Origin of the sequence: Acinetobacter sp. FDAARGOS_559 (assembly GCF_003940475.1) — a bacterium.
Classification (GTDB): domain Bacteria; phylum Pseudomonadota; class Gammaproteobacteria; order Pseudomonadales; family Moraxellaceae; genus Acinetobacter; species Acinetobacter baumannii.
The window spans coordinates 3,980,093-4,000,392 of sequence record NZ_RKJG01000005.1; the positions used below are offsets into that span (position 1 = coordinate 3,980,093).

At 40.4% G+C, this 20,300-nt stretch carries 16 protein-coding genes and 1 pseudogene; 11 read left to right on the plus strand and 6 right to left on the minus strand.

Features of this window, described 5'->3' with window-relative positions; genetic code table 11:
* Window positions 1-48 precede the first annotated feature (48 nt).
* The 8 genes from pobA (at window position 49) to phnX (ending at window position 9,531) form a co-directional block, all read left to right on the plus strand.
* Window positions 49-1,263, plus strand: a complete 1,215-nt coding sequence (gene pobA / locus EGS71_RS20760) for a 4-hydroxybenzoate 3-monooxygenase (RefSeq protein WP_000353521.1) — start codon at window positions 49-51, stop codon at window positions 1,261-1,263.
* 175 nt (window positions 1,264-1,438) lie between these two features.
* On the plus strand, window positions 1,439-2,161 hold the full coding sequence (locus EGS71_RS20765; RefSeq protein ID WP_000434318.1) for a UTRA domain-containing protein: 723 nt from the start codon (window positions 1,439-1,441) through the stop codon (window positions 2,159-2,161).
* Window positions 2,162-2,252: 91 nt separating this feature from the next.
* Window positions 2,253-3,290, plus strand: a complete 1,038-nt coding sequence (locus EGS71_RS20770) for a putative 2-aminoethylphosphonate ABC transporter substrate-binding protein (RefSeq protein WP_000816409.1) — start codon at window positions 2,253-2,255, stop codon at window positions 3,288-3,290.
* 22 nt (window positions 3,291-3,312) lie between these two features.
* The gene (locus EGS71_RS20775; protein WP_001166816.1) at window positions 3,313-4,515 is read left to right on the plus strand and encodes an ABC transporter ATP-binding protein; all 1,203 of its coding nucleotides are present in this window, start codon (window positions 3,313-3,315) and stop codon (window positions 4,513-4,515) included.
* A complete protein-coding gene (locus EGS71_RS20780) occupies window positions 4,509-6,218 on the plus strand; it encodes a putative 2-aminoethylphosphonate ABC transporter permease subunit (protein ID WP_000930942.1) in 1,710 nt (569 codons plus the stop codon). The genes EGS71_RS20775 and EGS71_RS20780 overlap by 7 nt, the downstream gene beginning before the upstream one ends.
* A 101-nt stretch (window positions 6,219-6,319) precedes the next feature.
* On the plus strand, window positions 6,320-7,474 hold the full coding sequence (locus EGS71_RS20785; protein WP_001057862.1) for a TIGR03364 family FAD-dependent oxidoreductase: 1,155 nt from the start codon (window positions 6,320-6,322) through the stop codon (window positions 7,472-7,474).
* Window positions 7,475-7,500: 26 nt separating this feature from the next.
* Window positions 7,501-8,688 (plus strand): 2-aminoethylphosphonate--pyruvate transaminase, encoded by a 1,188-nt coding sequence (gene phnW, locus EGS71_RS20790; protein ID WP_000275190.1) that lies wholly within the window; start codon window positions 7,501-7,503, stop codon window positions 8,686-8,688.
* A 27-nt stretch (window positions 8,689-8,715) separates the two neighbouring features.
* On the plus strand, window positions 8,716-9,531 hold the full coding sequence (phnX, locus tag EGS71_RS20795) for a phosphonoacetaldehyde hydrolase (protein ID WP_000210537.1): 816 nt from the start codon (window positions 8,716-8,718) through the stop codon (window positions 9,529-9,531).
* A gap of 222 nt (window positions 9,532-9,753) precedes the next feature.
* Here phnX and EGS71_RS20800 read toward each other — a convergent pair whose 3' ends face one another.
* Window positions 9,754-11,004: an MFS transporter gene (locus EGS71_RS20800; protein ID WP_000224805.1), complete on the minus strand. Its 1,251-nt coding sequence runs from the start codon at window positions 11,002-11,004 to the stop codon at window positions 9,754-9,756.
* Between the two features lie 61 nt (window positions 11,005-11,065).
* Entirely contained in the window at window positions 11,066-12,217 is a 1,152-nt protein-coding gene (locus EGS71_RS20805; RefSeq protein ID WP_000617434.1) for an acyl-CoA dehydrogenase family protein, read from the minus strand.
* A 331-nt stretch (window positions 12,218-12,548) separates the two neighbouring features.
* On the opposite strand from EGS71_RS20805, the gene EGS71_RS20810 reads away from it, so the two are divergent.
* Both EGS71_RS20810 and EGS71_RS20815 read left to right on the plus strand, forming a co-directional pair.
* Window positions 12,549-13,766 (plus strand): CaiB/BaiF CoA transferase family protein, encoded by a 1,218-nt coding sequence (locus EGS71_RS20810; RefSeq protein WP_000501120.1) that lies wholly within the window; start codon window positions 12,549-12,551, stop codon window positions 13,764-13,766.
* Window positions 13,767-13,952: 186 nt separating this feature from the next.
* Window positions 13,953-14,798, plus strand: a pseudogene (locus EGS71_RS20815) (IclR family transcriptional regulator).
* Between the two features lie 65 nt (window positions 14,799-14,863).
* Here the strand turns inward: EGS71_RS20815 and EGS71_RS20820 are convergent.
* A complete protein-coding gene (locus EGS71_RS20820) occupies window positions 14,864-15,673 on the minus strand; it encodes an enoyl-CoA hydratase (RefSeq protein ID WP_001186962.1) in 810 nt (269 codons plus the stop codon).
* Between the two features lie 221 nt (window positions 15,674-15,894).
* Between EGS71_RS20820 and EGS71_RS20825 the strand changes: the two genes are divergently transcribed.
* A complete protein-coding gene (locus EGS71_RS20825; RefSeq protein WP_000850365.1) occupies window positions 15,895-16,866 on the plus strand; it encodes an NAD(P)H-dependent flavin oxidoreductase in 972 nt (323 codons plus the stop codon).
* Window positions 16,867-16,904: 38 nt separating this feature from the next.
* Here the strand turns inward: EGS71_RS20825 and EGS71_RS20830 are convergent, their stop codons facing one another.
* The 3 genes from EGS71_RS20830 to EGS71_RS20840 form a co-directional block, all read right to left on the minus strand.
* The gene (locus tag EGS71_RS20830; RefSeq protein ID WP_000977184.1) at window positions 16,905-18,077 is read right to left on the minus strand and encodes an MFS transporter; all 1,173 of its coding nucleotides are present in this window, start codon (window positions 18,075-18,077) and stop codon (window positions 16,905-16,907) included.
* Between the two features lie 63 nt (window positions 18,078-18,140).
* Entirely contained in the window at window positions 18,141-18,983 is an 843-nt protein-coding gene (locus EGS71_RS20835; RefSeq protein ID WP_000081482.1) for an IclR family transcriptional regulator, read from the minus strand.
* Window positions 18,984-19,092: 109 nt separating this feature from the next.
* The gene (locus EGS71_RS20840) at window positions 19,093-20,298 is read right to left on the minus strand and encodes a 3-oxoadipyl-CoA thiolase (RefSeq protein WP_000930796.1); all 1,206 of its coding nucleotides are present in this window, start codon (window positions 20,296-20,298) and stop codon (window positions 19,093-19,095) included.
* Window positions 20,299-20,300: the final 2 nt, after the last annotated feature.

The following is a 20,300-nucleotide window of genomic DNA, read 5'->3' on the forward strand; positions in this document are numbered from 1 at the left end:
AACTTAAAGCCAGTAATTTAAAAGTCAGGATGAAACAAGGATGAAGTTATGGATATTTTAAAGACACAGGTTGCAATTATTGGTTCTGGACCAGCAGGGTTATTGCTTGGGCAACTTCTATATAAAGCTGGCATCGATCATATTATTGTTGAGCAACGTAGTGCTGAATATGTGGCTTCACGGATTCGTGCAGGAATTTTAGAGCAAGTTTCGGTCGATTTACTTAAACAAGCAGGCGTTGACCAAAACTTAAAAGAAAAAGGATTACCACATTCAGGCATCGAAATCTTAACCAATGGTGAATTGCATCGGGTTGATTTGGCTGCACTCACAGGTGGAAAACAAGTGACTGTATATGGCCAGACCGAAGTCACCAAAGATTTAATGACTGCGCGTGAAGCAGCACAGCTCACTTCATATTATGAAGCTCAAAATGTACAAGTAAAAGATTTCTACACTGCACCGAAAGTTGAGTTTGAGTACCAAGGTAAAGCTTTTCAAATTCAGTGTGACTTTATAGCAGGGTGTGATGGTTACCACGGTGTCTGCCGTGCCAGTGTGCCAGAAGACAAAATTAAAACCTTTGAAAAAGTTTATCCGTTTGGCTGGTTAGGGGTGTTGGCCGATGTTCCACCTGTAGCGGATGAACTCATTTACGTACAGTCAGAACGTGGATTTGCTTTATGTAGTATGCGTTCAGAAACGCGTAGCCGTTATTATTTACAAGTCCCTTTAACAGATCATGTAGAAGACTGGTCCGATGAAAAGTTCTGGGACGAGCTAAAAAACCGTCTAGACCCTGAAAGCCGTGAAAAGTTAGTGACAGGACCTTCTATTGAAAAAAGTATCGCGCCGTTACGTAGCTTTGTGACCGAACCAATGCGTTTCGGAAAACTATTTTTAGCAGGTGATGCTGCGCATATTGTTCCACCGACTGGAGCAAAAGGCTTAAATCTCGCTGCCTCTGATATTGCTTATTTATCAAGCGCACTCATTGAATATTATGCCGAAGGTTCCGAACAAGGGATAAATGAATACTCTGAAAAATGCCTACAACGCGTATGGAAAGCAGAGCGTTTTTCTTGGTGGATGACTCATTTATTGCATCGTTTTGAAACTGAAAGTGAGTTTGATCATAAGATTAAACAAGCCGAGTTGAGTTATGTACTGGGTTCGATTGCGGGTAAAACCACATTGGCTGAAAACTATGTCGGTTTGCCTTATGAGATTAAGCAAATTGATAGTTTTAAGCACGCCAGCTAAAGGCTAAGTAAAAATAAAAAGGGCATGCAAATGCTCTTTTTTTATAGAAAAATTTAAGTGGGCCGTACTAGCTTAAGAGATTGTTTTGCTTAAAAGATCAGCATTAATAAAAGCTTTTGTCATATTTTTTCAGTATATTGCTATTAATTTCTTTATTTATAAATTCTAAGTTTGTATGGAACAGGACCAAGCACGCATACCTAAATATATTCCTATCCGCGATGCAATTGCCCACGATATTGAATCTGGCGTATTAGAAGCCCACGCAAAACTCCCTTCGGAAAGAGTGCTTTCTGAACAATTTCAAACCACTCGCGTGGCTGCACGTGAAGCTTTACTGGCTTTGGAAACTGATGGCCTGATTTATCGATTAGACCGTCGTGGTTGGTATGTTCGTTCTCCTCGTATTATTTATCACCCGCAATCGACAAAAAACTTTAATCAGTTTGTGATTGAACAAGGCTATGAACCTTCGACAGAAGTGATTTCGAGTGAACTGACTCAGGCCACTTCTTGGGATGCCAAGCATTTAAAAGTTGAAAAAGGGCATCCGATTTATTCAGTTTGGCGACGTCGTTGTATTAATGGTCGACCTGTTTTGGTTGAACATTTAAGGGTGAACGCCGAGCTTTTCCCTGAGTTTCTAACTCACGATCTCAAGCAATCCATTACTTTACTGATGGCAAATCAATATAACTGCCATATCACCAGAGCTGACATTAACCTCTATCCAACCGCTTTATCGGAACAGCAGGCCAAAGCACTGCATGTGAATGTGGGCGCGCTTGGTTTATATATTTGCCGTAGCAACAGAAATGAAGAAGGCGTGATTACCGATGTTGACCAAGAATATTGGCTACATGATGTTTTAGATTTACATTTCGAAGCGCGAGCATAAAAACACAATCTGGTTTAAACCAGATTAATTAAACTGTCATATAAAGCTGTTGAAATACGATCATCAAATAATTGCATTCGATGGTTTGCAGATGAAACAGTATGTTCAACAGACAATTAAACTCGGCACTGCATCAGTTTTAAGTGTGGTGATCGCTATTCAAATGGGATGTTCATCAGCAACATCAAAACAATCAGAAGAAATTACAGTCTATACGGCAGTGGAAGCCGACCAGCTTAAACAGTACCAAGAAGAATTACATAAAGCCTATCCTGAACTCAAAGTAAAATGGGTACGTGATTCAACTGGTGTGATCACTGCTAAACTTTTGGCAGAGCAGAAAAACCCACAAGCAGATGTGGTTTTTGGTGTGGCTTTAACCAGTTTGCTGGTCATGGAAAAGAAGGACATGCTTGAGCCTTTCAAACCAGAAGGCATTGAAAATTTAAAACCAGAATTTGTAAGTCAAAAACCTGTACCGACTTGGACGGGTATGGATGCATGGGAATCTGCAATTTGTGTCAATAAAGTCGAATTAGAAAAGCGTAAGTTACCGATTCCAAAAGCTTGGAAAGATTTAACCAACCCCATTTATAAAAACCTGATTGTGATGCCAAATCCGGCTTCGAGTGGCACAGGCTATTTAGATGTCACGGCTTGGATACAAATTTGGGGTGAAAAGCAGGCATGGGATTATATGCAGGCTTTGGATAAAAACATTTCACAATATCCTCATTCTGGTTCAAAACCTTGCAAGATGGCAGCACAGGGCGAAATCCCAATTGGTATTTCTTTCGGCTATCCGGCATTTAAATTAAAAGCAGAGGGTGCGCCTTTAGAAGTGGTTTATCCAACTGAAGGTTTAGGCTGGGAAATGGAAGCCTCAGCAATTGTGAAAGGAACCAAGAAATTAAGTAGCGCGCAAAAATTTATAAATTGGTCGGTAAGCAAAGCGGCAAACGAAGCCTATGCCCATAACTTTTCAATGGTGGCCTATAAAGGCATTGAAAATACTACTATGGACTTCCCGAAAAATCTTCCTCAAATGCTCGTGAAAAATGATTTTTATTGGGCGGCCGAGCAGCGTGAACGTATTTTGGCTGAATGGTCAAAGCGTTTTGAAAAGTGATCTTTGGGATAAGGGCCTCATTATGCAAATACCTTCGTCATTGCAATCATCGCTGCTAGGTCAAAACCAAAAGGGTGAGTTAGCAGGGCATTTATTGTCGACCTTAACGACCTATAAATATCCTGAACATGGCCCCTCAGTTTTAGAAGTGATGGATATTCAAAAAAAGTTCCAACACTTTCAGGCCCTAGCGCATATTAATTTAGACCTGAAAGCGGGCGAGTTCGTGAGCTTTTTGGGACCTTCTGGATGCGGTAAAACCACATTGCTACGCATAATTGCGGGTCTAGAAAAACCTGATTATGGAAAGGTTATAAAAAAGGGCGCAGACATTACCTTGTTGAGTGCTGAAAAGCGTCACTGCGGCATTGTGTTTCAGAACTATGCGTTATTTCCAAACTTAAATGTAGAAGAAAATATTGCTTTTGGCTTGGACAAAAAAAGATGGGATAAATCACAGCGTAGCCAACGGATTCAACAGTTATTAGAACTGATTGAGTTACCTGATATTGCTAAAAAATATCCAAACCAATTGTCGGGTGGTCAGCAACAACGTGTTGCGCTTGCTCGGGCAATTGCGCCGAAGCCTGATATTTTACTGTTGGATGAACCATTGTCTGCACTCGATGCTCAGGTACGTCTAAACCTAAGACAAAAGATCCGTTCGATTCAAACGCAGCTTAATTTGCCAACCATTATGGTCACACATGACCAAGAAGAAGCATTAAGCATTTCTGACCGTGTTGTAGTCATGAATCATGGTGTCATTGAGCAAATTGATACGCCGCACAATATTTACTACAAGCCACAAACCCAATTCGTTGCCAAGTTTATTGGTACCATGAATTTTTTAAAAGCCACTTGCGTTGTACCGAATCAGCTCGAGGTTTTAGGTTTTATTCCTCTAAATTTGGAACAGCAAAAACTTAAAGCTGGGCAAAACTACAGCATTGGTTTTAGACCCGAAGCTGTCGAGTTGGTTGATGATTTCGGTAGTGATAAAGAGTCGTTGTATTTGCCAATTAAAGTATTAAGCACTGAATTTTTAGGTGCCAAGCGTCGTTTATTTTGCGCTATTCATATCGATGGAATTGAGCAGGCAAAACACCTTTTGCAAATTGAAATTGAAAATACCAAGTTCAAATCTTTACAAGAACTGATGTTTATAAAAGTGCCTAATCAGCTCATCCATGTCTTTGACGAACAAGGGTACGCACTATGTTAAATGAAGCTGCTTCAGCGGTTTTAAAAACACAGCCGCGTCGAAAAACTGAATATTCATTAAGATCAAATGTTGCTTTAGCAGCCGTTGCAATTGCTTTAACTTTAGCGATTATTGCTCCTTTAATGATGTTGTTTGAAACTGCATTTTTTGATGAAAATCAAAATTTTGTTGGTCTTGAAAATTTTTATAATTATTTTGATAGTCCAGCTTTACTCAGTTCCGTATTTAACTCGGTGTGGGTTGCCTGTGCTGCTACTATCATTACAGTATTTCTTGCCAGTATTTATGCTTTTGCACTCACCAATGTAAATATAAAAGGCAAAGGCTTCTTTAAATTAGTGGCTTTTTTACCGATTTTAGCGCCATCACTTTTGCCTTCTTTGGCATTGGTTTATTTGTTTGGTAAGCAAGGTGTGTTTAAACCTTTGCTGGGCGATATACAAATTTATGGTCCAATCGGTATTTTAATCAGCTACTGCTTTTGGCTATTTCCAGCAATTTTAATGTTGATGATGGTGTCTTTTCGCAGTGTCGATCAGCGTTTAATTGAGGCATCTTTGTCACTGGGCAAAAATATCTGGAAGACGCATTATCACGTTACGCTACCTGCAATTCGTTATGGACTCATCAGCGCAAGTTTGGTGGCTTTTATTTATGTGCTGACCGATTTCGGAATTCCGAAAGTCATTGGCGGTTCATTTAACATGATGGCCCTTGATGTCTATAAACAGATTATTGGTCAGCAAAATATGAGCATGGGTGCGGTGATTTCCATCTTATTGTTGCTACCAGCAGTGTTTGTATTTATTTTTGATCGAATACAAAGCAAGCGGCATGCACGGTTTCAAGCCTTTCAGACTAAACCTTATGTTTCAGCATCGAATAAAAAACTTGAAGTTGTTCTAAGCATATTTTGTGGTTTGGTTTCAGGTTCGATTTTACTGATTATTTTTACGGCAGTGCTGGCTTCATTCATTCAGTCTTGGCCTTATGATTTGTCTTTGACCTTAGCGCATTACAGTTTTGAATATGTCGATGGTGGCGGTTGGGCAGCGTACTTTAACTCGGTTCGCATGGCACTCTTTAGTACGGTTTTTGGAACAGCACTGATTTTTATGGTGGCACTATTAACCGAACGTTTTAAGGCACATCCACTTATTAAAAACTATGTGCAAGCTTTGGTTTTATTACCACTTGCTGTGCCGGGGCTGGTTCTAGGTATTGCTTATATTTTGTTTTTTAACCAGCAGAGTAATCCGTTAAACGTGCTGTATGGAACCATGACCATTTTGGTGATTTCAACCATTGTGCATTATTACACCGTGCCACATCTGACTTTAACCAATGCGATTAAACAAATTCCGCTACAGCTCGACCAAGCAGCACAAACTTTAGGTACATCGAAGTGGAAAACCTTTTGGAAAGTGTATTTGCCTATGTGTTTTCCAGCGCTATGCGATGTATCGGTCTATATTTTTGTGAATGCCATGACCACTGTATCGGCTGCCATTTTCCTCTATTCACCAGACACCAGTTTAGCTGCGGTAGCTGTTTTAAATATGGATGATGCGGGAGACACGGTTGCTGCTGTTGCGATGAGCATTTTGATTTTAACCACCTCATGTGTTGTAAAACTCATTCATTGGTTATTTACCAGAAAAATTATGGCAAGAAGTCAGCAATGGCGTGAAAGCGCTCACTAAGTTTTAGCTAAACACAATTTTTATTTAACCGACTGAAACGAAATGCTTTGTTCAACAAGGCAAGGGTTTATTCATCCTAAATTTCGCAAATTGGAAGTCTTATGAATAATGCACAGTTTGATTTAATTGTTGTCGGAGCCGGTATTTTAGGTTTGTCCGCTGCAATACAGGCACAAGAACAAGGCTTGAAAGTTTGCATCTTCGAGAAAAATGCCAAGCCTGTGGGCGCAACTCGCCGTAATTTCGGCATGGTCGGAACATCGACCTTAACCCATCCAGAGCAACAGTGGCGAAAGTACGCGCTTGAAACGCGTTCTTTTTATCAGCGTATTCAAACTGAAACTGATATTTCGTTTGCTCAACGCCAAGGAGTCTATCTGGCAAATACGGCACTTGAATGGCAAGTTTTAAATGAGTTTGCCGAGCGTGCAAATAATTACCAAATTCCAGTTCATTTGCTAAAACATGATGAACTGGTCACCCAATTTTCTTATTTAAACCCCGCGCAGCAGTTTCAAGGCGGCTTGGTTTTTGAAGAAGATTATTCGGTCGAACCCCATGTGGTTGGGCAACGACTATTGGCATATGCACAAAGTCAAGGTGTAGAGATTTATACCAATGCCTGTGTTGTTCAAACCCAATATCAGCAGGAAAGTTGTCAGGTTCGTTTGGCAAGTGGCGAGGCATATCGGGCAAATAAAGTTTTGATCTGCCACGGTGAAGTCATCGATGTTTTATATCCAGATCTCTTACAAAGTTTGAATCTGAAACGTTGTGGCCTACAAATGGCTCTGACTCAACCGTTTCACCAAAACTTAAATGCTTCTCTTTATTCAGGCTTATCTATTTCACGTTATCCGGCTTTTGAAATTTGCCCAAGTCATGCCGAGCTAGTTAAAGCATCACAGCAGGGTTTCATTAAAGAATTCGGTATTCATATTCTGATTAAACAAAACGAATTTGGTGAACTGATCGTGGGCGATAGTCACGAATATTATTCTATTAATGAAGCGCCTCAGTTCGAGCAGCGTGAAGAGATTAATGAGTTTATTCAAACGTACTGCCATGAAAAACTAGGGCTGAATTTACCTCCAATTCAAAAACGTTGGAATGGTTATTACCTGACCCATGAACATGAGTTGGCCTGTGTCACTGAAGCTGAAAAAAATATCTTTCTGGTGAGTGCGATTGCTGGCAAAGGCATGACTACAGGGGCTGGCTTTATGAAAGAAATATTAGAACAAAATATTTACTAGTTTGTCATCTGGTTTAAACCAGATTGATGTATATTGAAGTGAACGCGAAAGAAATGAGTAACATTATGAACATGCAACCCCAACTCGATATGGATTTAGAGAACAAGTATTTGCTTCTTACTCCAGGACCATTATCAACATCGGCAACAGTACGCCGTGCAATGCAAAAAGACTGGTGTACTTGGGACCAAGAATACAACTCACTGGTACAAGATATCCGCTCTCGTCTAGTCAACTTGGCGACCAGTCAACCTGAAAAATATACGGCTGTGTTAATGCAAGGCAGTGGAAGCTTTGCTGTGGAGTCTGTACTTGGTTCAGCTATTCCGCGTGATGGCAAAATCTTGATCATTAATAACGGCGCATATGGTGCACGTATGGTGCAAATGGCGCGTTGCTTAAATATTGAAGTTGTAGAGCTGAACTATTTAGAAACTCAAACACCAGATTTACAAGAGATTGAGCGCGTTTTAGAAGATAAAACCATTAGCCATGTTGCTTGTGTGCACTGTGAAACCACCACTGGTATTTTAAATCCGATTCAAGACATTGGCCGTTTAGTTAAAGCAGCAGGAAAAATCTGGATTGTGGATGCCATGAGTTCATTTGGTGGAGTACCTATGGATATGGCTGAGCTTGAAATTGATTTTCTAATTTCAAGTGCAAATAAATGTATTCAAGGTGTTCCGGGCTTTGGCTTTATTTTGGCAAAGCGTGATTGCCTAGAAGCATGTAAAGGCTTGGCACGTTCGGTCAGTCTCGATTTGTATGACCAGTGGAATACGATGGAGCAGCATAACGGTAAATGGCGTTTTACCTCGCCAACCCATGTGGTACGTGCATTTTATCAAGCATTACTTGAGCTTGAGACAGAAGGCGGTGTTGCTGCACGTTATCAACGTTATTTACAGAACCAACAAACTTTATCTAAAGGTATGCAACAACTGGGCTTTGAATTGGTACTCGGTGAAGAGTGCCCACAATCACCCATCATTACCACTTTTCTGTACCCAACAGCCGAGACATTTAGCTTCCAGTCATTTTATGAAACCCTGAAAAAATCAGGTTATGTAATTTATCCGGGCAAAGTCACAGATCTCAACTGCTTCCGTATTGGCAATATTGGCGAAGTTTATATTCAAGATATTGAAGGGCTTCTTGCTGCGATTGCCAGCTACTGCGAAAACCACCTAAACCAAGCTGTAACAGCATAATTTTTATTAAATTAAGGGGAATACATCATGACAACCAACAATACACAAATTCAGGCTGTGGTTTTTGACTGGGCTGGTACAACAGTAGATTTTGGCTCACGCGCACCAATTTTGGCTTTTATGGCTTTATTTAAAGACAATAAAGTTGAAATTACGGTTGAAGAAGCGCGTGCCCCAGTGGGCTTAGAAAAACGCGACCATATTGCAGCAGTTTTAAAAATGCCACGTGTGGCAGCGGCATGGCAGGAAGTATATGGGCAAGCTGCAACTGAAGCAGATATTGACCGTTTATATAAAGACTTTATTCCGTATCAGTTAAAATCGATTCCAACATGTTCTGCTTTAATTCCGGGCGCATTGGAAACGTTTGAAAATATTAAAAAGCGTGGTGCAAAAATTGGTAGTAATACAGGATATGCATCCATGATGATTGGTCGTTTGGTTAAAGATGCTGCCGATCAGGGTTATCGACCGGACTGTATCGTTACGGCAAGTGACGTGAAATTTGGCCGACCATATCCTGAAATGTTGTGGAAGAACTTAATTCAACTCGATGTATCTGACATCAAAACTGTTGTAAAAGTAGATGATACTGTGGTGGGAATTGACGAAGGTTTAAACGCAGGGTGCTGGACAGTCGGGCTTGCGATTAGTGGCAATGAAGTCGGTTTAAGCTATGAAGAGTGGAGCGCATTATCGGCCGATGAACAGATTGTTCTAAAAGATAAGGCATACCAAAAAATGAATGCGTCGGGCGCTCACTATGTGATTGATAGTGTCGCTGATTTGCCAAATGTTTTAGATGATATTGAACGCCGTTTGGGGCAGGGTGAACGACCTTAAAGATAGTTTAGGCCAATATATTTTTAAGCTTAGCTCCCTTGGGAGCTAAGCTTACCTAAAAAATTAAAATGAAGAGTAATAAACTCTACATATGTGGAAATAAAGAGTAACTTTGAGGAGTAAATTCCTTATTTCCTGCTAACCATCTAAAACACATGTTTAGATCGTTAGACCATCAATCCTATAGTCATAGGACCTATAGGATTTTTTGTGATGGATCTTTTACGACTTTTGAGGGTCGTATATTTTTTCTTTAATGAATAGGGCTGGTATCACACCACAAATGAGGTAGGCAGCACCCATGACGACAAAGCCTAACCCAATTGAGCCGCCAGAGGCTAAGAAACCAATCGTTGCAGGGGCTAATGCAGCGCCTAAACGTCCGACGTTATAAGCACCACCAATGGCTGTACCGCGAATAGCTGTCGCAAAGCTTTCGGTCATGTAGGTTGCATTTACGCCATACGGGATGCCGTAGAGGAAACCAAAGGTGACCAGTAAATATAAAATGTTGCTTGGTGAGTTATAAAAAACGATCAAAGGTAGGAAAATAGCAGTACCAATTGCACCAAAAGCATAGGTAAAGCGACGCCCTAATTTATCGGCCATCATACCCGCAAGAACTTTACCTAAAATCATAGCGGTATATGTACCTACCATATAAGCCGTCATTTCTTTGAACTTCATACCCAGTTCGCTTTCTAGATATGAAGGCATCCAGTTATTTACACCATAGTAGCCAAACTGTAAAAAGCCTGCCGTTAACGCCCATAAGATAAACATATTACGGTTTCGTTTATCTTGGAAAATAAGCTTAAATGCTGAAGTTTTTTGAGCATTCTGAGCCACAACAGGTTGTTGTAGTCGAGACTTTTGCCATGCTTCTGGTTCTGGTACAAGAATATGCATGAGGACAGCAATAACAACAGGAATAATCGCAACATAAAACAGCATGCGCCAGCCATGATCAGGAATAATCCAGCCTGCAAGCAAAGTCGCAACAATATAGCCAACGGTCCAGCCAGCTTGTAAGGTTCCAAGTACTGTGGTGCGATAACGGGTTGGAACATATTCGGCCATGAGGGTATTACAGGCGATATAAAGTGAACCCAAACCCAGTGATGCAAAAAATCTTAAAATACCAAACTGAAGAAAGCTTTGGGTGAAACCTAAGCCACAGGTGAGGAGCGAGAAAGTTAAAATAGAAATAACCACAATGCGCACGCGACCAAATTTATCGCATGCCCATCCCCCAAAAATTCCACCAACAGCCATACCTGCCAATGTAAAACTGCCAAGCATACCTGCTTGTACTGAATTTAATCCAAAATCTGCCTTAATACTATTTAAGCTATAAGACAGCAGCATCAAATCTGCCCCATCTACCAATAGTGCTAGAAATGCAAAAATAAATGCTATTTTCCACGTATGAGGCTGTATACGAGAAAGACCTTCTTTGTAATTTGTAGCCATAATCCATTACCTACATTTGATAAAAAGCACTCCAAGTCGTTTTAAAGTGCTTAAAATTTAATTAAGATGCAGCGCGAATCATGTTTCGGGCAATAATCATTTGTTGAATTTGAGTGGTCCCTTCATAAAGACGGAACAGACGAACATCTCGATAAAAACGTTCAATGGCATATTCACTGATATAGCCCGCACCGCCGTGAATTTGTACGCAGCGATCAGCAACGCGGCCACACATTTCGGTTGCAAACATTTTTGCGCAAGAAGCTTCGGTGCTAACGTTTTGCCCTGCATCGCGTAGGCGTGCAGCGTCTAAGACCATACATTTGGCGGCATAAATTTCAGCTTTCGAGTCAGCAAGCATGGCTTGAATGAGTTGGAATTCGGCAATTGGTTGTCCAAATTGCTTGCGTTCGATGGCGTAATTTAAAGAATCATCTAGCATTCGTGTTGCTGCGCCGACACTCAAGGCAGCAATATGCAAACGGCCTTTATCCAGCACTTTCATAGCAGTTTTAAAACCAACACCTTCAACACCACCAATGAGTGCCGAAGCAGGGATGCGGCAATTTTCAAAAATAACGTCACAGGTATGTGCGCCTTTTTGCCCCATTTTTTTATCGCGTTTGCCAAGAGAAATGCCCGGAGTTTGGCTATCGACGATAAAAGCAGAAATGCCGCCAGCACCTTTAATGTCAAAGTTTGTGCGTGCCATGACTGTAAATACACCAGCATGAGGTGCATTGGTAATAAAGCGTTTGGTGCCATTTAAAATATAAAAATCACCATCTTTTACTGCACTGGTTTTTAAAGATGCCGCATCAGAACCTGCATCCGGTTCGGTTAAGCAAAAAGAGCTGATCACTTCACCACGTGCTAAACGTGGCAAGAAAAATGATTTTTGTGCTTCGGTCCCATCAATAATCAGGCCACTTGAGCCAATGCCATTATTGGTTCCAATCAGAGAGCGAAAAGCAGGAGAAGTACGACCTAATTCAAAAGCGACATAGACCTCTTCTTCCATTGTTAGGCCAAGACCTTCGTATTCTTCAGGAATGGTTAAACCAAATAAGCCGAGAGCTTTCATTTGCTCAACAATCTCTTGAGGAATTTCATCCGTTTCAGCGACTTCATTCTCATGAGGAATTAAGACACCTTCAACAAATTGTCGAATCATATCAACAAGTTGATTTAAGGTTTCCTGATCTCGAATCATAGTCTCGTCCTTTTACTACATACTAAAAACATCAATGTGATGTTCGTAAAATCACCAATATTTGAAGCGATAGTAATCAAAGGATGAACGCAAAACAATATATTTTGAAAATTAATTTCGCAATGCGATACTTTGTTATTGATTTATGTTTGGCTAATTTGTTGATTTATTTAAGCTATATTTTCTTATAAAAAATCATTATTTTTAGTAGAAAATTAAAGTTTGATTTTTAAAAAGAGCTGTGTATATTAAAAATATATATCGCTATGCGAAATTTTAAATGGATAAGTTTTCTTATAGGAAATAAGTCACAAAATATAGTGGGATGAAGATGGGTGCTTTAAATGGAATTCGGGTGCTTGACTTAAGTCGGGTATTGGCTGGACCTTGGTGCGGGCAGATTCTTGCAGATTTAGGCGCAGAAGTAATCAAGATTGAACGACCAAAAGTTGGTGACGATACCCGTTCTTGGGGGCCACCTTGGATGAAAGATGACTCAGGCCAAGACACTCAAGAAGCTGCTTATTATCAGTCAACCAACCGCAATAAACTATCGGTTGCCATCGACATTGCCAGTTCTGAAGGCCAAGAATTGATTAAAGCCCTCATTCAAGACACCGATGTCGTGATTGAAAACTACAAAGCTGGTTCTTTAAAAAAGTACGGCTTAGACTACGAGTCTTTATCTGCGATTAACCCTAAACTGGTGTATTGCTCAATTACAGGTTTTGGTCAAACTGGTCCAAGAGCAGAGGAACCCGGTTACGACTTTATTATTCAGGGCATGGGCGGGCTCATGTCGGTCACAGGTGAGCGTGATGATTTGCCGGGTGGTGGACCACAAAAAGTAGGCGTCGCATTTTCTGATTTAGCTACGGGACTTTATTCTACGATTGCCATACAGGCTGCTTTACTCAACCGCCATGTAACGGGTTTAGGCCAATACATTGATATGGCTTTGCTTGATGTTCAAATTGCCACAATGGCAAATCAGGGAATGAACTATCTTTCATCGGGTAATATCCCTAAACGTTATGGCAATGCACACGCCAATATTGTCCCTTATCAAGTGTTCAAAGCTTCTGACCGTGATTTTATTATTGCATGCGGAAATGACACTCAGTTTATTCAACTCTGTCGTAGTATTGGTTTACCCGATTTACCAAATGATTCGCGTTTTGCCCGAAATGCAGACCGAATCAAGCATCGTGATGAAATTATAGGAATTTTACAAACACACTTTTTAACAAAAACAGCCGATGAATGGGTAGATGCAATATATGCGGCTAAAGTTCCCGTAGGTGTAATCAATAACTTGGAACAAGCTTTTCAAGAACCTCAAGTGATTGCCCGTGAAATGTTAGTCGAGATGAACCATCCTCAGCGTGAAAAACTGAAGGTAATTGGGTCACCAATCAAACTTTCTAGAACACCCGTTGAATACAAAACAGCACCGCCGCTGTTGGGTGAACATACGCAGGCCGTTTTGGGAAGAGTGGTTTCTTCAGAAAAACTGGCTGAGCTCAAAGAAAAAGGTGTAATTGGGTAGGTGGTTTAAAAGCGGAAGGTTAAAATTATATTTAAAATCAGAAAATAAAATATTTAATCTTTCGCTTTAATGAGTTAAATGAAGTTATCTTTTAGATGCAGACTCGGATGTTTGCTCTTTTGCTATTTATAGAAAAAATAGATTATAATTTTCGCAGTGCGAAACAAAATATGGATTGGTATGACAATGAACGATGCAGTTGATGCAGAACAGACAGAAAAATTATTAGCGCCTTTAAGGCATGAATTATTACATCCGATTGAAGACATGCAGGATGAAAATGATCGCCAATTTATTACTGCATTAGCACGTGGTTTAGAGCTATTACGTTGTTTTACGCCTAAACATCAGCATTTGGGCAATCAAGAGCTTGCGCAGATGACAGGTTTGCCAAAACCAACCATTACTCGCCTCACACATACCTTGTCGCGTTTGGGCTATATCAAACAAGTACCTAACTCAAGCAAATTTCAGCTTTCAGTAGGAGTTCTTGCGTTTGGTTATTCGATGCTATCTAACGTATCGATTCGCTCTATTGCTCATCCATATATGAAAAATTTGGCAGACTATGCTGGCGCTGCTGTAGCCATGGCAACACGTGATCGACTGAACATGATTTATCTTGATGTGGTATAAGGCAAAGGCAATATGACCATGCGCCGTCAAGTTGGAACCTATTTACCGATTCATTTAAGTTCGATGGGGCGTGCATGTTTAGCTGCCATGCCTGAAGATGAAAGAGAGTTCTTGCTTAATGCCATTCGTAACAAGCACAAAGAAGATTGGATCAAAATTAATCGTGATCTAGACAAAGCCTTTAAAGATTACCAAGATTTTGGATACTGTTTTTCAATTGGCGAATGGCATAAAGACGTTAACTCGGTTGCGGTTCCACTCATTCATGAACAACATGGTTTATTGGTGTTTAACTGTGGTGGTCCAAGCTTTATTATGAACCGTGAAAAACTCGAAGAAGATATTGCACCGCGTCTTTTACATATGGTGAATAATATTCGTACCGAGATTAGCTAAACCTATTTGATTTATTTATAAGAGCCAGCTGTGATCTTCAAAGCTGGCTTTTTAGTGGGTAAGCTTTAGGCTGTTTGGTTGTGAAAGTTCGGTTTCCGTTTTTCTTTGAAAGCACTTAATGCTTCTTTAAACTCGCAACCTTGTAAACAACGCGAGAAAATAGTCGACTCATGGTCAATACGATTGAGTAGATCATCAATTGGCATATCTCTTAGTAACTTTTTACTCAGTTGTAAGGCTTGGCTTGGTTTGTGAGCAAGTTTAATTGCCACATCTTCAACCACTTGATCCAGCTCAGTTGCCTCAAATATTTCATTTACTAGACCATAATTTTTTGCTTGTTCCGCCGAAAACTTTTCACCGAGTAAAATAATTTCTGAAGCTCGAGCAAAGCCCAATAATCTTGGCAAGATGTAACTTGAACCCGCTTCAGGTACAAGCCCCAAATTCACAAAGGGAAACTGAAAAATAGAATTTTGGCTTGCATACACAAGGTCGCAATGTAGAAGCATAGTGCTGCCAATGCCAATTGCCACACCATTTACTTTGGCAATAATCGGTTTTGGAAAAGTTGCCAAGCTTTTTAAGAAAACAATCGAAGCGGGTGGTTCTGAAGTGGTGGTATCTCGTTTTTCAAATGCGTTGACATCATTGCCGCTGGTAAATGCGGAGTCTTCACCAGTAAGCACAACCACATGAATGTCTTGATTGGTTGCAGCTTGATCTAATGCCTGACTTAAAGCTGCATACATTTCATAATTAATTGCATTCTTTTTAGTGGCATTACTCATGGTGAGCGTTAGTATATTTCTATCAAAATACTTATGAATTGTGCCTGTTTTAAGCTCGCTTTGGGTTTTGTTGTTCTGCTGCATCATTCATTCCTTTAAATAATTTTCCGTCTAAAATTTAAACTAATGCTATCGAAAAATAATTCCGTTATCAATTATTTTGTTTTATATTGTGGTATAAAATTTTGTATTGTGAAATTTTTAACTTAAATTACTTTAAATACTGCTAGGATTTATGCGTAAATAAGCATCTAGCCCTGCTAAGGAAATGAGAAGCTAGCTATAGAACAGTGAGTGGAAAGAATATGAAGACCAAAATTACAGAATTATTTGAAATTGAGCATCCAATTATTCAAGGCGGTATGCATTATGTTGGTTTTGCAGAGCTTGCTGCTGCGGTTTCGAACGCGGGCGGGTTAGGTATTATCACTGGCCTGACTCAGCGTACGCCTGAAAATCTGGCAAAAGAAATTGCACGTTGCCGAGAAATGACCGATAAGCCTTTTGGGGTAAATTTAACCTTTTTGCCTACCGTAAATACTCCTGATTATCCGGGTTTTGTAGAGGCAATTATTAAAGGTGGCGTAAAGATTGTAGAAACAGCAGGGCGTAATCCTGAACAGGTGATGCCATATTTAAAGACTGCTGGTATTAAAGTAATTCACAAATGTACTTCGGTTCGACATAGCTTAAAAGCTCAGCAAATTGGATGTGATGCAGTTTCTGTAGATGGTTTTGAGTGTGGTGGGCATCCTGGTGAGGATGACGTGCCCAATATGATTTTATTGCCCTTAGCAGCCGATGCATTAGAGATTCCGTTTGTTGCTTCAGGTGGTATGGCAGATGGGCGCTCACTTGCTGCGGCTTTAGCGATGGGAGCCGATGGAATTAATATGGGAACACGCTTTATTGCGACTCAGGAAGCTCCCGTACATGCAAATGTGAAACAGGCGATTTTGAATGCAACCGAAAGAGATACGCGTTTAATTATGCGTGCTTTGCGTAATACAGAACGTGTCATGAATAATGCGGCCGTAGAAAAAATCGTGGCAAAAGAAAAAGCACTCGGCGATAACATTAAATTTGAAGATATTATTGAAGAAGTTGCAGGGGTTTATCCAAAAGTCATGATTGATGGCGATGTTAATGCAGGAGCATGGTCATGTGGGTTGGTGGCTAGCTTGATTCATGATATTCCGACATGCGATGAACTAGTTAGTCGAATTGTCAAAGAAGCAGAAGATATTATTCGTGGTCGGTTATTAGGGGTTCTATAACGAACTATTGCCTACTTTATATAAGATCAGCACAAGTTTTAATTGTGCTGATTTTTTGCATCACTCACACAATAATAAAGACATAAAACGGCAAAAATTAAGCCTAAAATACAGACGCCCGTCCATCCGAAGTGTTTCCAAGCATAACTTCCTGCCGTTGTGCCTAAAGCGCCTCCAGCAAAGTAACCTGTCATATAAATCGCGTTAAACCGCGAACGTAATTCTTGATTAAGTTTAAATACAATACTTTGATTGGTGACATGTACAGCAGAAAGAGAAGCGTAGAGAATGAGTAAGGCAATAATATAAAAGGCGAAATGGTAGGGTAAAAGTAAAAACAGAACCCAACTTAATATAAGGCCAATGCCGCAATAAATTGAAATTTTATGGATATAGCCTTGGTCAATAAATTTGCCTGAAAAATTAGCAACGAAAGTTCCTAACACGCCAACAAAACCGAAAAGGCCAATGGTAAAGTCGCTAAAAAAATAGGGCGCTGGAGCCAGAAGCAACGACATGGTGGTAAAGGTTAAACTCACACATGCAAATGTAAAACCACCAATATAAGTTCTGGTTCTTAACCGACGATTTTGAATAAAAATCTGTGGTAAAGAACGAATGGTTTTCGCATAGTTTTCAGATTTGGTCGGTGCAAATAACCCGATATTACGATGCAAAATAAAGGCAATCACAAGTAACAGAAAGCCACTGACCAGATAAATAATATTCCATGCAAAAAGTGTAGACATCAGTCCAGAAAGGGAGCGGGCGAGTAAAACTCCCATCATGAGCCCGCTCAGTAGGAAGCCAACGACACGGCCGCTTTGTTGAATTGGAACCAGACTTGCAGCAAGTGGTAACAACAGTTGGGCTGCACTAGAAAATAGACCAGTAATGATAGTGCCAAGCAGTAAAAGATAAATATTGTGCGAAAAACCGCTAATAATTAATCCACTTGAAGCCAATAACATAAAGATAAATAGCAGCTTACGCTTTTCTATGATGTCCCCTAATGGCATTAAAAAGAGTAAGCCACAGGCATAGGTGATTTGGGCTAGAGTTGGCACCCACGCTGTAGTTGTTTCGGTTAAATTTAGGCTTACACTAATTGAGTGAATAAGTGGCTGGCTAAAATAATTTCCACCTGTACAAATGCCTGCGGCAATCGCCATTAAAATAATGGTTGGGGTATAGAGTGCGTTTTTCATCATGCCTATAGTCATAATGAAAGTGGAACTTTAATCAACACAACCATGACTTTTTAAGCACGATTGTTAGTGCGTTTCATTCAAAGCATCTTGAATATTGTGCACCATGTGGATTAAACGTGGTCCAATTTCACCTTCAAGTTTTTCCGGATTTAAATGAAAACTTGGCGCACCACAGTTAAAAACATAAAGACCGTGTTTAGAACTAACCAAAGGTACAGCCACCGAGTTCACTTCTTTATGCCACTCACCTAACGACAAACAATATCCATAATCTTGATAATCACGGAAAGCTCGTTCTAATGAGCGTTTTATGGCTGGCCAGTTTTCGGGGTTCTTTTGTTTTAGTGCATCAAGTAGAAAGTTGCGTTCACGTTCAGGGGTCGCAGCTAAGCATGCTCGGCCCATTGAACTGCTATGCAGTGGTAAAGTTGAACCAATTGGACGGCGCATGTTTAATGCAGTTTCAATTTGCACAACATCGATATACACCATATTTAAGCGATCACGCGTTGCCATCGCTACAGGCGCTTGAACATACTGGCTCATCTCTTCCATATATTGATGAGCAATATTACGAATCGAGATGTTAGATAATGCTGCATATCCTAAAGATAAAACGCCAATATCTAATGTATATTTGGTCGAGTTAGGCAATTGTTTTAAATAACCTAATGACACAAGGGTATTGGTAATACGTGCAATGGTCGGTTTAGGTAAACCTGTCATTTTTGCTAATTCTTGGTTGCCAAGCACCTGATTATTTGCAGAAAAGCATCTTAAAAGTTCTAAACCGCGTGCTAAAGAAGCAATAAATTGCGGGTTGTTTTCCCGATGTATATGCGAAATAGGATCTAAACGTATCTCATCAAAATTTATTGGTTTTTCAGTTTCCGTGTTTTGAGACATTCGATCCTCAAATATAATTAAAGCAATAGTTTTGCCATTATATTTCGCTCTGCAAAATAAATCCATTCATCACTGCGCTGTTGTGATGAATGGATATCCGGTTCAATGGTTATGAAACGTTTTCAATCACCATCGCAAGACCTTGACCTACACCAATACATAAGCTCACCACGGCATATTTCTTCTTACGGCGAATTAACTCGCGCGCTACTGTTAACGCAAGACGAGCGCCTGAAGCACCAAGTGGATGACCAACAGCAATTGCGCCACCGTTCGGGTTCACACGTGGGTCATTAAAATCAACATTTAAACCTTTTAAACAAGATAAAACCTGTGAAGCAAAGGCTTCATTAATTTCAATAATATCCATGTCATCTAAAGTAAGGCCAGCACGTGCAACCGCTTTTTTAATGGCTTCGATCGGACCTGCACCCATAATGCGTGGCTCAATACCTGCAGCCGCCGCTGACAAGATTTTTGCCATTGGTTTTAAGCCATATTTTTGACCTGCTGCTTCTGAACCAATCAAAAGTGCTGCTGCCCCATCATTAATACCTGAGGCATTACCAGCTGTAACCACGCCACCTTCAAATAGCGGTTTTAACTTTGTGAGTGCTTCAACAGTTGAGCTTGGGCGAGGATGTTCATCTTCAGAAACGAGTTTAGGGGGCAATTTTTTGCTTTGGAAAACCTCAATTGGTGTAATTTCATCGGCAAAGAAACCTTCTTCTTTAGCTTTTTGATATTTGGCTTGTGATTGGGCTGCAAATAAGTCGGCTTGTTCACGGCTAATACCAAAGTCAGCTGCAACGTTATCGCCCGTTTCAGGCATTGAATGTCCGCCGTACTGAGCAATAATTTTTTTATTTGGAAAGCGAGAGCCAATGGTGGTGTCATAAATTTTTGCATCACGGCTATAAGCACTTTCCGCTTTACCCATCACGAAGGGAGCACGTGACATACTTTCTACACCACCGGCAATATACAGTTCGCCTTCACCACAAGTAATGGCACGTGCTGAATCAATTACTGCACCTAAACCACTCGCACATAGGCGGTTTACCGTCTGGCCTGGCACAGTAACAGGTAAACCTGCAAGTAATAGCGCATTTCGTGCCACATTACGGCTATCTTCTCCAGCTTGGTTGGTGTCGCCTAAGATCACATCTTCAATATCCGCACCCGGCACACCAGTTTTTTCTAGTAGTTTTTGAATGACAGTTGCGGCTAAATCATCAGGGCGAATTGAGGCAAGTTCACCTGCATGACGACCAAATGGACTACGTAAACCATCATAGATATATGCATTTAACATTG